This window comes from Pseudomonas izuensis, from assembly GCF_009861505.1.
Taxonomy (GTDB): domain Bacteria; phylum Pseudomonadota; class Gammaproteobacteria; order Pseudomonadales; family Pseudomonadaceae; genus Aquipseudomonas; species Aquipseudomonas izuensis.
The window spans coordinates 129618-142935 of the sequence record NZ_WTFT01000011.1; the positions used below are offsets into that span (position 1 = coordinate 129618).

The 13318-nt window shown below is 60.1% G+C and carries 14 protein-coding genes; 2 read left to right on the plus strand and 12 right to left on the minus strand.

All coding sequences use genetic code 11. The features are described 5' to 3' along the window. Positions 1-54 precede the first annotated feature (54 nt). On the plus strand, positions 55-921 hold the full coding sequence (locus GPL81_RS11025) for a fatty acid desaturase family protein (protein ID WP_160106748.1): 867 nt from the start codon (positions 55-57) through the stop codon (positions 919-921). A 45-nt stretch (positions 922-966) separates the two neighbouring features. Here the strand turns inward: GPL81_RS11025 and GPL81_RS11030 are convergent, their stop codons facing one another. The 11 genes from GPL81_RS11030 to GPL81_RS11080 all read right to left on the minus strand — a co-directional run bounded on the left by GPL81_RS11030 (position 967) and on the right by GPL81_RS11080 (position 11773). Beyond that, positions 967-1350, minus strand: coding sequence for a DMT family transporter (locus GPL81_RS11030; RefSeq protein ID WP_425502558.1), 384 nt, complete (start codon positions 1348-1350; stop codon positions 967-969). A 31-nt stretch (positions 1351-1381) separates the two neighbouring features. Continuing rightward, positions 1382-1756, minus strand: coding sequence for a DMT family transporter (locus GPL81_RS11035; RefSeq protein WP_096513234.1), 375 nt, complete (start codon positions 1754-1756; stop codon positions 1382-1384). After that, positions 1753-2673 (minus strand): arginase family protein, encoded by a 921-nt coding sequence (locus GPL81_RS11040; protein WP_160106750.1) that lies wholly within the window; start codon positions 2671-2673, stop codon positions 1753-1755. The genes GPL81_RS11035 and GPL81_RS11040 overlap by 4 nt, the downstream gene beginning before the upstream one ends. A gap of 232 nt (positions 2674-2905) precedes the next feature. Continuing rightward, positions 2906-3235 (minus strand): GlpM family protein, encoded by a 330-nt coding sequence (locus GPL81_RS11045; RefSeq protein WP_178122585.1) that lies wholly within the window; start codon positions 3233-3235, stop codon positions 2906-2908. An 8-nt stretch (positions 3236-3243) separates the two neighbouring features. Next, positions 3244-4572 (minus strand): two-component response regulator AauR, encoded by a 1329-nt coding sequence (gene aauR / locus GPL81_RS11050; protein ID WP_160106752.1) that lies wholly within the window; start codon positions 4570-4572, stop codon positions 3244-3246. Continuing rightward, positions 4569-6470 (minus strand): two-component sensor histidine kinase AauS, encoded by a 1902-nt coding sequence (gene aauS, locus GPL81_RS11055; RefSeq protein ID WP_160106753.1) that lies wholly within the window; start codon positions 6468-6470, stop codon positions 4569-4571. Before aauS ends, aauR begins: the two co-directional genes overlap by 4 nt. A gap of 145 nt (positions 6471-6615) precedes the next feature. Continuing rightward, positions 6616-7350 carry an amino acid ABC transporter ATP-binding protein gene (locus GPL81_RS11060; RefSeq protein WP_160106754.1) on the minus strand — a complete coding sequence of 245 codons (735 nt, stop codon included), beginning with the start codon at positions 7348-7350 and terminating at the stop codon, positions 6616-6618. Further along, entirely contained in the window at positions 7347-8018 is a 672-nt protein-coding gene (locus GPL81_RS11065) for an amino acid ABC transporter permease (protein WP_096513227.1), read from the minus strand. The genes GPL81_RS11060 and GPL81_RS11065 overlap by 4 nt, the downstream gene beginning before the upstream one ends. Continuing rightward, positions 8018-8764 carry an amino acid ABC transporter permease gene (locus GPL81_RS11070; protein WP_096513226.1) on the minus strand — a complete coding sequence of 249 codons (747 nt, stop codon included), beginning with the start codon at positions 8762-8764 and terminating at the stop codon, positions 8018-8020. Before GPL81_RS11070 ends, GPL81_RS11065 begins: the two co-directional genes overlap by 1 nt. Before the next feature lie 191 nt (positions 8765-8955). After that, positions 8956-9870 (minus strand): glutamate/aspartate ABC transporter substrate-binding protein, encoded by a 915-nt coding sequence (locus GPL81_RS11075; RefSeq protein ID WP_160106755.1) that lies wholly within the window; start codon positions 9868-9870, stop codon positions 8956-8958. Positions 9871-10147: 277 nt separating this feature from the next. Next, positions 10148-11773 (minus strand): glucan biosynthesis protein D, encoded by a 1626-nt coding sequence (locus GPL81_RS11080; RefSeq protein WP_160106756.1) that lies wholly within the window; start codon positions 11771-11773, stop codon positions 10148-10150. Between the two features lie 414 nt (positions 11774-12187). Here GPL81_RS11080 and GPL81_RS11085 point away from each other — a divergent pair, with 414 nt between their 5' ends. Beyond that, on the plus strand, positions 12188-12373 hold the full coding sequence (locus GPL81_RS11085) for a hypothetical protein (RefSeq protein WP_160106757.1): 186 nt from the start codon (positions 12188-12190) through the stop codon (positions 12371-12373). Positions 12374-12566: 193 nt separating this feature from the next. Here GPL81_RS11085 and GPL81_RS11090 read toward each other — a convergent pair whose 3' ends face one another. Beyond that, the gene (locus GPL81_RS11090; protein ID WP_160106894.1) at positions 12567-13073 is read right to left on the minus strand and encodes a BRO-N domain-containing protein; all 507 of its coding nucleotides are present in this window, start codon (positions 13071-13073) and stop codon (positions 12567-12569) included. Between the last annotated feature and the right edge of the window lie 245 nt (positions 13074-13318).

The following is a 13318-nucleotide window of genomic DNA, read 5'->3' on the forward strand; positions in this document are numbered from 1 at the left end:
TGGTCTGGCCTTTGCAGACAGTCGTGTCGAACCCATTATTTCAGGATGTTCTTCATGGCTCGCCCTGTTTATCGTCTGCTGGCCCACTCGCTGTGGGACTTGATTCCCATCGCCCTCGGCGTGGCCCATTTCGCATTTGTCGTGTGGCTGGTCACAGCCTTTCATGCGCTGTCCTGGTGGGCGTTGGTGCCCTTGGCGCTGGGCTATGCGGTGAGCCTGTCGTGGAGCATCAACAGCATTTCCCACAACCAGATCCACAACGCCTACTTCACGCCGGCGTGGCTCAACCGCGTCTTTGACCTGCTGCTGTCGGTCACCATCGGTTTCTCCCAGACCCTCTACCGCGACATCCACAACCGGCATCACCGGGGCAACTCGGACCGGCCGGGGGCGGATGGCAAGACCATTGATCCGCTGTCGATTTACCAGCGGGGCAAGGACGGGCAGCCCGAGAGCCCCTGGGCTTATACCTTCCTGAGTTTCTTTCGCGACGACCCCAAGCCGATCTACGACGAGATGCGACGCAAGCGTCCCGGCGATGCGCGCTGGGTCAAAGTGGAGATCGGCGTGACGCTGGCGTTCTATCTGGGGCTGGCGATCTACGACTGGCGGGCGGTGTTGGTGTTGCTGCCGTTCTGGTATCTGGGCCAGGCGCTTTCATCGCTCAACGGCTACTACGAGCATTTTGGCGGTAATCCGGATTCGCCCATCGCTTGGGGCGTCAGCGCCTACAGCCCGCTCTACAACCTGTTGTGGATGAACAACGGTTATCACGCCGAACATCACTATCGGCCGAAAATGCACTGGACCCGGGTCAAGGCCTTTCACCGGGAGATCGCCGGGCAGCAGCGGGAGGCGGGCGTGAAGGACATTCCGGTGGCCCATGGCCTCGGGTTTCTGGTGGCTCATCGCAAGGATTGAACCGTACAAAACGTGGGAGCCAGCAGGCTCCCACAGTCGATTTCCTCAGTTGTCCTCGCCCTCGGCCAGCAGCGCAATGCCGCCCATGATCACGGCCACGCCCACCCAGTGCAGCACGCTGATCTGCTCTCCCAGCCCCAGCCACGACCCTAGCAGCACACCGACGAACACCAGCGAACTGAGCGGGAACGCGAGGGACAGGCTGCTGCGCCGCAGAATCAGCATCCAGACAAAGAACGCGCCGATGTAGCAGGCAATCGCGACCAACACGCCCGGCGCCTGGATGACGTTGAGCAGCCATTGCAGGCTGAAGTCCATTTGCCCCAGTTGATCGCCGCCGACCTTGGTCGCGATCTGCCCGCCACTTTCCAGAATAATCAGCAACGCCCAAAGCACTACGGTGCCCAGGCGGCCGTGAAGCCAATCCATCGAGCCATTCCTTTTGAGTGTCAGTTGAGAATCAGGCATGGCCGACACACACGAGCATCACGCCCGCCGTAATCACCAGTGTGCCCAGCCAGCGACGGCGGCTGACGGTTTCGCCGAGGAACAGCTTGCCGGCCAGCACCACGCCGCAATACGCCAGCGCGGCGGCGGGAAACAACAGGCTAAGCGGCGCCCGGGACAGGGCTTCGAGCCAGACGAAAAACTCGATCACATAAGCGCCGATCCCGCACCACAACAGCGGCGCGTTGAACACCTGGCCCCAGAACGCATTCAGGCGAAACCCGCCTTCCAGTTCCGGCAAACGGTCCAGGCCGAGCTTGAAACAGAGCTGGCCGATGACGTCGAGCACAATGGAAAACGCCACCAGGAGAATCACGGTCAAGGTCATGGGAACAGTTCCTCGAACAACTCGATCAGGGCCTGATTGGTCGTGGCGTTGCGCAGCAGATCGGCTTCGCTCCAGCGCTCTGCCGGAGGCTGGTCGGACCGGGCTTCCCAGCGTTTGAAGGCGTTGCTGAATGCCGGGCGGGCGTACTCGCCACAGATGTCGATACCCAGGATGCGTTTACTGGCCGCCAGCACACGAATCGCCTGCAACAGATGACTCAAGCGCATACCGCCCTGATCCCAATTGGTCGCGGCGTCTTCGCTGGCCAGCACATCCTTGTCGATGGTGATCCACACCGCTTCGGTGGGCAGGCTGGCGACCAGTTGCTGGAGAAATTGCGGCCAGTCCAGGCCGGACAGGTTGCGCCAGTGCAGCAGGTTTTCCTGTTGTCGATGCCCGGCCCCGTCACCGATCATGCCCCAGATTTTCGAAGGCGGGCGCTCCCAGGGGTACATCTCCAGGACACCGCGTTTGAGCGCGCGCAGATTGCCGCCCTTGAACTGCGGATTTTGCAGGTCATCGCTGCACGGGCCGAGGGTGACGATGCGCCGGATGTTCGGCAGTTTCAGTGCCTGATTGACCCACGAGCCGCAATGTCGACGGGGAGCGAATCGGACCCAGTCGGGATGATTGTCGAAGTGGATCAGGCTGGTCGGCTCCGGCAAGTCAGCCAGGAAGGCCGGCGTCAAATGGTGGTAGTCGCCGGAACCGACGAAAAAAATTTCCGGCTGCGGGCCTGTGTGCCGGGGCCGTTGTTGCAGGCGTTCGGTAAAGCGACGCCAGGTGCGTTCGCTGGACCACAGCCGCAGTTTCGGCCCGAGATCGAGCAGGTCAAGGCGTTTGGCGCGGCCGCTGTCGAGTAACTGCGCGATGGGGGCCTGGGCAGTCAGGCTGTGGTCGAGATCTAAAATGTTCAAGGTCAGGATTCACCCTTGGCAGACCCGCCCAGACACCGGCCTCATCGATCATGAAGGCCAGCCGGGGGGCTTTTGGGGGTAAATGCAAGGGATGGGCCAGCCATCAATAAACCAAACACCGCAGACCTGTGGGAGCAAGGCTTGCCCGCGATTGAGTCACCGCGCAGCACCTGTCAGACCGCGTTATCGTTCATCGCGGGCAAGCCTTGCTCCCACAGGGGGATTGGGGGGCTCAGGTATGCAGGCGAACCCAGATGCTGACGAGTGCGGTAGCAGCCATTAACCACGCCACCGCCGCCACGGCCAACGATGCTTCCAGGCGCATCTTGTCGACCATCACGTACAAAGTCGCCAGGTAGACGAAATACGGAATGATCGACCACATGCCAAACACGATGGTGGTCTTGAGGTCATCGATTGAACGCCCCTTGCCGACGATGTAATGGGCGATCAGCGCAAAGGTGGGAAACAGCGGCACGAGACCGGCGATGTAATAGTTTCGGGTCTTGGCCAGGGCGGCGAGGATCACCACCACCGCCGCGCCCAGGGTTGCCTTGAGAATCAGGTCCATCAGTGGTTCAGCCCGTACTTCTTCACTTTGTCGAACAGGGTGGTTTTGGCCATGCCCAGTTCCTGGCTGGCCTGGGTCAGGTTGCCACCGCTGCGTTGCAGGGCATCGCGCAGCAGATTGCGTTCGAAGGCTTCCACTGCTTCGGCGAAGGCCAGGCCCTGGGTGCTGCCGCCCGCGCCGGGTTTCTTGAACGCCGGCAGGCCCAGGGCAAAGCGTTCGGCGACGTTGCGCAGTTCGCGCACGTTGCCCGGCCAGTCGTGGCTCATCAGGTGCGACACCGTCTGGTTATCCAGTTCCGGCGCGGCGCGGTCGAAGCGCAGGGAGGACTGCTGCAGGAAGTATTCGAACAATTGCAGGATGTCTTCGCGGCGTTCGCGCAGTGGCGGCAGTTCCAGGGTCACCACGTTGAGGCGGTAATACAGGTCACTGCGGAATTCGCCGGCCTTGCTCGATTCGTCCAGATCGGATTTGGTCGCGGCGATCACCCGGCAATCCACCGCCACGCTCTGGTTCGAGCCGAGGCGTTCAAGGGTGCGCTCCTGCAACACCCGCAGCAGTTTGATTTGCAGGGGCAGGGGCATGCTTTCCACTTCATCGAGAAACAGCGTGCCGCCGTCGGCATGCTCGATCTTGCCGATCCGCCGTTTGCCGGCACCGGTGAAGGCGTTGGCTTCGTGGCCGAAGATTTCGCTTTCGAACAGGTTTTCCGGCAGGCCACCGCAGTTCAGCGCCACGAATTGCTTGGTGTGTCGGCGACTGAAGTCATGCAGGCAGCGGGCGACCAGTTCCTTGCCGGTGCCGGTTTCGCCTTCGATCAACACGTTGGCCGAGGTATCGGCGACGTTGGCAATCAGTTCGCGCAATTTCTGCATCGCCGGCGAACGGCCGATGATCCGGCCCTCGAGGGAATCCCGCTCCGCCAGTTGCCGGCGCAACGACGAGACTTCCCGCGCCAGGCTGCGTTGCTCCAGGGCACGCCGGGCCACGTCCACCAGGCGTTCGGGGGAGAAGGGTTTCTCCATGAAGTCATAGGCGCCTTTCTGCATCGCGCCCACGGCCATGGAAATGTCGCCGTGACCGGTAATCAGCACCACCGGCAAGCTGCGGTCACGGGCCTTGAGCCGCGTCAGCAGTTCCAGGCCATCGATGCCCGGCAGGCGAATGTCGCTGACGACGATGCCCGCGAAGTTGTCGCCGACCCGCTCCAGGGCTTCTTCGGCACTGCCAACGCCGATGCAGGGAATGTCTTCCAGGGTCAGCGCCTGCTGGCAACCGAGCAGCACATGGGGGTCGTCTTCGACGATCAATACACTAAGGTCGTTGTTCATATTGGCTCGGCGGGAGTGGGGCTTACCAACGGTAAACTGAGGACGAATGCGGTACCACCGCTGGCCGGGTGCTCGACACCCAGGTGACCGCCGGTGGCGGCGGCCAGGCTCGCGGAAAGGGTCAGGCCAAGGCCCAGGCCCTGTTCGCCGGGTTTGGTGGTGAAAAACGGTTCGAACAGGTGTTTGCGCGCTTCGGCGTCGATGCCATGGCCGTTGTCCCGAACCCGCAGCCGGTACTTGCCATCGATCACATCGCCTTCGAGCCACAACGCTGGCTGCGGTTGCGCCTGCATGGCATCGAGGGCGTTACCGACGAGGTTGACCAGGATCTGCTCCAGGCGAGTCTGGTCGATTTGCACCTGCACCGATTCGAAATGGCGGTGCAGTTGCAGATGGGCGTTTTCCACTCGTGCGCCGAGCAACTGCAAGGCCGCGTCCACGGCTTTGCCAAGGCAGGCCTGGCCCTTGTCGTCACCGCGTCGGGCGAAGGAGCGCAAGCTGGCGGTGATCCGACCCATGCGGTCGATCAATTCGTTGATGGTCTTGAGGTTGGTGCTGGCCACGTCCAGTTGCCCGCGCTCGAGAAAGCGCACGGTATTACCGGACAGGGTGCGCAGCGCGGCCAGCGGCTGGTTCAATTCGTGGGCAATGCTGGTGGACATCTGGCCGATGGCCGCCAGTTTTCCGGCCTGCACCAGTTCATCCTGGGCGCGGCGCAAGGTCTCTTCGGCGTGACGCCGTTCGCGGATCTGGCCCTTGAGCCGTTCGTTGCTGGCGCGCAGGTCGACGGTGCGTTCGGTAATCCGACGCTCCAGTTGATTGTTGGCTTCCTGCAAGGCTTCCCGGGCAGCGAGGCGGGTGGCGATCACTTTGCGCCGCTCGTTCCAGGCAATCAGCAGGAACGCCACGAGGGCGAATGCCACCGCCACCAGGATGCCCTGATTGATCGCTTCGCGGCGCAGATCCTGCAACGGCGTGAGCAGGGTGAAATTCCACGGCGTATCGCTCAAGGGCCGGGTTTGTGACAGGTAACTGATGTTTTCTTCGTCGGAAACCAGCTCGCTGTTGGCCGGAAAGGTCAGCTTTTCCACACCCTCGGACAGGGTTTCCCGGGCCAGCGGTTGCAGTTCGTTGAGCGGGAACCAGTAGTACTGAAGGCTGCGGGCGAGTTTTTCCTTGGTCTCGTCGCTCAGGGGTATCACGGACTTCAAGCGCCGCGCCGGATCGCTGGACAGAATGATGATGCCGTTTTCGTCGCTGACGAAGGCCTCCAGGCGCGCGCGCTGCCAGCGTTCTTCCATGGCTTCGAGGCGCACCTTGACCACCGCGACGCCAATGATCTTGCCGTGTTCTTCCAGGCCATGGGCCAGGTAGTAACCGGGTTCGCCGTTGGTACTGCCGATGCCGTAGAACCGCCCCGGCTGACCGCGCACGGCGTTCTGGAAATAGGCGCGGAAGGACAGGTCTTCACCCAGGTAACTGTCGACATCGCGCCAGTTGCTGGTGGCCATGACCCGACCGGTGGTGTCCATCACGTAAATGGCCCGACTGCGGCTGCGTCGGTTCAGGCCTTCGAGGTAATCGTTGACCGTTTGCCGGTGTTCCGGGGTCGGGTCGGCCAGCAGTTGCGAAACGCTGGTTTCGAGTTCCAGCAGACTGGGCAGGTAGGTGTATTTGCTGATTTCGCTTTCGACGGCGCGCGCGTGCAGTTCCAGCTGGCGCTGGCCGCTTTCGCCGAGGCTGCGGATGCCGTAGTGCTCACTGACCCAGAAGCCGATATAACCCAGTCCGATCATCAGGGCGATGATCAGCGGCGGCAGGAACAGATGGCGAATTAGACGGGGTTTCACGGCGAGTGATGGCGACGTGGCGCGATAAAGATTGGGGTCGCATTTCATCACAGATGCCTTGGGTCAACCACAACACAAATCTTCATACCTCCGCCGGCCCCCGTAGGAGCCGGCTTGCTGGCGAAGCAGGCGACACGGTGTGTCTGACAGATTGCTTTCGCTGGCAAGCCAGCTCCTACAGGGGCGGCTGGTATCAGTGCTGCAGAATCTTGTTGAGGAAGTGCTGCGTGCGGTCGGCGCGATGGGTGATATCGCCGAAGAACTCTTCTTTCTTGCAGTCTTCGATGATTTTGCCGGCATCCATGAAGATCACGCGGTCGGCCACTTTACGGGCGAAGCCCATTTCGTGGGTCACGCACATCATGGTCATGCCTTCGTGGGCCAGCTGCACCATCACGTCCAGCACTTCGTTGACCATTTCCGGGTCCAGCGCCGAGGTCGGTTCGTCGAACAGCATGACGATCGGGTCCATCGCCAGCGCGCGGGCAATCGCCACACGCTGCTGCTGGCCACCGGACAGTTGGCCCGGGTGCTTGTGGGCATGGGCCGAAAGGCCGACGCGCTCCAGCAGTTGCAGGCCTTTCTTGGTGGCTTCGGCCTTGCTGCGGCCCAGCACCTTGATCTGCGCGATGGTCAGGTTCTCGGTGATGGTCAGGTGCGGGAACAGTTCGAAATGCTGGAACACCATGCCCACCCGCGAGCGCAGCTTGGGCAGGTTGGTCTTTGGATCGGCGATGGACGTGCCGTCGACCACGATGTCACCTTTCTGGAACGGTTCCAGGGCGTTGACGCATTTGATCAGGGTCGACTTGCCGGAACCGGACGGCCCGCATACCACGATCACTTCGCCTTTTTTGACCTCGGTGCTGCAATCAGTCAGCACCTGGAAGTCCCCATACCACTTGTTGATGTTTTTGATAGAGATCATACGGCGAACCTTTTTTGCAGACGCTTGACCAGCTGCGAGGCGGCAAAGCTGATGATGAAGTACACGAGACCTGCGAAGACCAGGAACTCATTGGAGCGGCCAATGATGTCGCCACTGGCGCGCGAAGCATTGAGGAAATCCACCAGGCCGACAGCGTAGACCAGCGAGGTGTCCTGAAACAGAATTATGCTCTGTTGCAGCAACAGCGGGGTCATCTTGCGAAACGCCTGCGGCAGGATGATCAGGCGCATCATCTGGCCATAGGACATGCCCAGTGCTTGTGCGGCACCCATCTGGCCCTTGGGGATCGACTGCACGCCGGCCCGGACGATTTCGCAGAAGTACGCCGCTTCGAACATCATGAAAGCCACGATGCACGAGGTGAACGCACCGATCGGGGTGTCTTCGCCGGTGATCCAGCGCAGCACGAATGGCACCGCCAGGTAGAACCAGGTGATGACCAGCAGCAACGGAATCGAACGGAAATAGTTAACGTAGGCGCCGGCGAGGTTCGACAGCAGTTTGCTGTGGGACAGACGGCACAGCGCCAGGATGGTGCCGAGAATGATCCCGCCGGTCACGCCCAGGGCCATCAGCTTGAGGGTCATGACCATGCCGTTCCACAAGCCCGGCAGGGACGGGATGATGCCCGAGAAGTCGAATTCCATCATTTACCCCCTACGGAAATCAGGCCCGGCACGGCAACTTTCTTCTCGACCATGCGCATCAGCAACATCAGGCTCATGTTCAGGGTGAAGTAGATCAGCGTGGCCAAGGTGAACGCTTCGAACAGGTTGGCGGAGAACTCGGCGGTCTGTTTGGTCTGCGCGAGCAGCTCCATCAGGCCGATCAACGAGGCCACGGACGAGTTCTTGAAGACGTTGAGAAACTCCGAGGTAAGCGGCGGAATGATGATCCGGTACGCCTGGGGCAGCAGCACGTTCCAGTAGATCTGCGGCAGCTTGAAACCCATGGCGCGGGCAGCGGATTCCTGGCCTTTGGGCAGCGCCTGGATACCGGTACGCACTTGTTCGCAAACGCGGGCGGTGGTGAACAGGCCCAGGCACACGACAACGCTGAGGAACGCCGAGGTGGTCGGGTTCAGGTCCTGCTTGTACCACTCTTGCAGGTCCGGCGGCAGCAGGTCGGGCACCAGGAAGTACCAGATGAACAGCTGAACCAGCAGCGGCACGTTACGGAAGAGTTCGACGTAGCAGGTGGCGATACCCGACACGATACGGTTCGGCACGGTGCGCATGACGCCCAGGATCGAACCCAGTGTCAGGGCGATGATCCAGGCCGCGACGGCAATGCCAATGGTCCAGCCCAGACCGGAGATGAACCAGTCGAGATACGTCTCGCTGCCCACACCGGTGGACTTGAAGAACACGCCCCAGTCCCAGTTGTAATTCATTAGGGTCTCCCCTCAGATCAATCGATGTACAAGTACCCGCTTGGGGAAGCTCCGTTCCCGCCTGCTCTTGAAGGGCAGGCACACGCGATCGGCTCGACAGCCACCGGTTCGAGTGCTTCCAGAAATGCCAGCAGGGAGTGACTATCTCCTGAAAGGGCAGCGCCCTGTCAGGAGATAAGGTTAGTCAGAAATCAGGACTTCTTGTCGTCAGCCGCTTTATCGGTCGGTTTGGCGATCAGGGCCTTGAGCTCGTCGCTCATCGGGAAGTTCAGGTTCAGGCCTTTTGGCGGGATTGGCTGCATGAACCATTTGTCGTAGATCTTGTTGATCTCGCCCGACGCGTAGGTGGCCTTGATGGCGTCATCCACAGCCTTTTTGAACGGCTCGTCGCCTTTGCGCACCATGCAGCCGTAGATTTCGTAGGACTGTGGAGTGCCGGTCACAGCCCAGTCTTTCGCGTTCTTGGCCTTGGCCGCTTCACCCGCCAGCAGGGCGTCATCCATCATGAACGCGACGGCACGGCCGGTTTCCAGCATCTGGAAGGACTCGCCATGGTCCTTGGCGGAGATGACGTTCATGTTCATCTGCTTGTCGGCATTCATCGACTTCAGGATGCGCTCGGACGTGGTGCCAGCGGTGGTCACGACGTTTTTACCGGCCAGATCCGGGAAGTCCTTGTACTTGGAGTCTGCCTTGGTCAGCAGGCGAGTACCGATTTCGAAGATGCCGACGGAGAAGTCAACCTGCTGCTGACGCTCGACGTTGTTGGTGGTGGAACCACACTCGAGGTCCACGGTGCCGTTCTGCACCAGCGGGATACGGGTTTGCGAGGTGACCAGGTTGTACTTGACCTGCAGGTTCGGCAGGTCCAGGTCTTTTTTCAGGGCTTCGACGACTTTCAGCTGGATGTCGTGGGAGTAGCCGACCGGTTTGCCGGTAGCGTCCGCAATGTAGGAGAACGGGATGGAAGCGTCACGGTGGCCCAGGGTGATGACGCCGGACTCTTTGATTTTCTTCAGGGTGCCGGTGAGTTCGGCGGCGAAAACTGGCGTGCTGATCAGAGCGGCAGCAATGGCTGCGCCCAGGATATGGGGAACGATGCGCATCAAATTTTCCTCGACATTGTTTTTTTTATGGAGCCAGTTCATCGGCCCTTTTGTGCTTCGAATGCCTGACGGCTCCTGAAGTGTTGGCGCAACAGGCATTCGTCGAAGAAGTGTAGAGCATGACCCGTGCCAGGCCAGGCTGAATGAGTCAAAGTATTGATTTGTAAGGGAATTAAATATTTAAGACGGGTTTTTTAGCAGGAAATGATCCGGTTATCCGAACCGACCGGCAGGTCGCGTTCGGAAAACCGAATGGGGGGTGGGGCGCAACCCCGGCTCAGGTGTATTTGCGCTTGTCCGGTGCCGGCGGGAAATACTGGTACAACCAGGTTTCACTCAGCGTACGGTCATTGGTCCGAATGAACAGACGCAATTCGACCGGATCTACACTGTCGTTGGTCGGGTACCAGTCGAACAGGATCCGATAGCCCTTGATGTCATCGAGCACCAGCACGCTGAAATCCTTGACCTGCCCGTTCGAGCACGTCACCACCGGTTCGATGCCGGCACCCTCGGGCAGGCGATCCAGACCGCCGCCGGTGAAATCCACGGCGAAGCGACGGGCCCAGACTTCCGGGTAGTGCTCACCCGGTGCCCAGCCTTCGGTGAAGCCGCCCATCCCGGAACGGGTCGCATGGACCCGCGCCAGCGGTGTGCCGACCGGCGGCAGCGCGCTCCAGTACAGTTTGTAGCCGTAGTTCAGCGAGTCGCCGGCCGCCACCGGTTTCTTCGGTGTCCAGAACGCGACGATGTTATCGAGGGTCTCGCCGGTCGTAGGAATTTCCAGCAGATCGACAGAGCCTTCGCCCCACGCCGTTGTAGGTTCGACCCACAGGCTCGGGCGTCGGCTGTACCAATCGACGGTGTCCTGATAATTGGCAAATTCGTGGTCGGTCTGCACCAGGCCGAACCCTTTCGGATCCGTGTCGGCGAAGGCATTGAATTGCAGGGTCGCGGGGTTATTCAGCGGGCGGCAGATCCACTCGCCGTTGCCACGCCACATGGCCAGGCGATCGGAGTCGTGGATCTGCGGATGAATGGTGTCGCACATCCGACGTTCGTGTTTGCCGCAGCTGAACATGCTGGTCATCGGTGCGATGCCCAGTTGTTCGATGGCGGTGCGGGCGTTGACGTGGGCGTCGACCTCCATCACCACGCGCTCGGCCTGGCAATCGATGTCAAAACGATAGGCACCGGTGGCGCTCGGGGAGTCGAGCAAGGCGTAGACCACGAAGCGGGTGCTGTCCTTGTCCGGGGTTTCGAACCAGAACTTGGTGAAATCGGGGAATTCCTCGCGCTTCTTGGCGTAGGTGTCGATCGCCAGACCGCGGGCCGACAAGCCGTACTGGCCGGTGGCGTCTACCGCGCGGAAGTAGCTGGCGCCGAGGAAGGACACCACGTCGTGCTTGTCCAGTTCCGGCGCCTTGAACAGCTTGAAGCCGGAAAACCCCAGGTCGCCGGTGAGCTGTTTAGTGTCGACGGTGGTTTTTTCATAGTTGAACAGCGACGGGCGGAAATGCACCTCGCGGGCCATGCGCGTCTTGGGATCGACGCTGTACATGCGCACCGGCTGCTTGAACCCCATGCCGACGTGGAAAAACTGCACATCCAGTTGACCCTTGTTTTCTTTCCACAACGAATGATCGCCGTCGTAGCGAATCGCGTTGAAATTCTGCGGCGTCATGGTCGCCAGGGTGGGCGGCAACACTTGCTTGGTGTCCTGATAGCGATTGCTGGCGAGTTGTTTGGCCTGGATTTTCAAGGCTTCGAAGTCGAAGGGTTGGGCTTCGCCATCGGCGGTCCCGGGAGCGGCCCAGGCACGAGCAGCGAGCAGGCCGGTGGCGGACAAGCCGCTGTAGGCAGCGATAGCCATGGAGGCTTTGAGCAAATTCCTGCGGTGCATAAGTACAACCTGTCGTGAACAATCCCGCGCCGTTCCTGGCACGTGCTGGATCAGAAATAACGGTTCGGACATGCCTTCGGCCAAACGCATCGGTCTTTAAACAGATGCCCGATAGCATAAACCGTTCGATGGAAGCGCAAAAATGATTGATGGCATCGCGATGGCGGGCGAGTGAAACAAGACATGTCGGGAAACATTTCCGACAGGGACTTCTGATTTAGAGGGCATTTCTGCTTTTTTCGACTAATTACTCTAAAAACCGCTTTTCAGCGCCGGGAATATTTCTATTCTGTGCTCATGACCGGTTTATGCCCTTCGGGCCGGTGCGGTTCCGTTGGCACAAGGAGCTGCTGAAAAAGGAATAGGGCGATGCGGTTTCTGAAGTTTTCTTTGACGTAGAGAAGGACATCGTCCATGTCGAAAGTACAAGGCATCACCGAAATGTTGGGAATCTTTCCGTGCCTGGGCAGCGGGCGGCGAAGGCGCCGGCTCAATAGCGAGGAGATGAAGCTGGTGGAGCGCTATCGCGAGCTGTCGGAGAGTGACCGGATAGCCATGAGGTATCTGGTGGATGCGATGAGGAGTGTTTCGCGGTTTTGAGTAGCCCTGGCTACCGTGAAAGCCATTTGGCTTTTACGGTGGCCAGGCTGGTCAAGAGAACGAACTATTCGAATGTGGTCCTTTGTAGGAGCGAGCCTGCTCGCGATGGTCGTCAACGATTACGCGTGTTTTCTGGCTGGACGCGGTGTTCTTGAGTCCATCGCGAGCAGGCTCGCTCCTACAGGTTATCTCTTTAGTTGCAAGTGCCAACAACAGGGAACGGTCGCTGTACCTGCATCAAATCAGGCATGTCCCGCCACTTGATCCATGCGTGCTGGTGGTAATGCAGCAAAGGCACCGTGATGCCGGCCCAATTCAACGAACTCAGGCTTGGCAAGTTTTCCAACGCCGCTGTCTGCGTATTTCGCAGCATCGGAACAACCTCGTGACTCAGCCATTGCCTCAAATTGCGGTTTTCCGGGATGAAGTGGTGAACCAGCAATGCGTATACCCCCGATTCGCTGACCATCAGCGATTCGAGGGTTTTGCCGTCTTTCAACAGCCAGACATGGCGACGCTGATCGGGATCGAGCTTTTGGATGAGCCGTTCGTTCAGCGGTTTGCCCATCAGGCGGCCAAGATCCTGGACGCAGAACCAGGCTTGATGGTCCTGCATGAAGGCGTGGAGGAAGCGGTTGTGGCGGGTGAAGACGGTGGGGGTGAAGTGCGGAAGTGGCGAGTTTTGAGCAAGCGTTGGCATGACGTGATTTCCGTTTTGAGAAAGAACGTCGCCATCAATCCTTCGACAGATTGGGTGGCGAACCGAGTGGCGTTCGAAGTCGGGACACTTCCAGTCAAAACGGAAGCCGAAAGGCCCGCGCCACACGGCCCGCCATGAAGCAGAACTGAAGGCATAAAATAGCCACAGCTCTATGGGGGCACGTAAGCACCGTTCTGACATATCCCGGCTTCGACTCCGGATCGCTGATTTGGCAGCGACGGGAC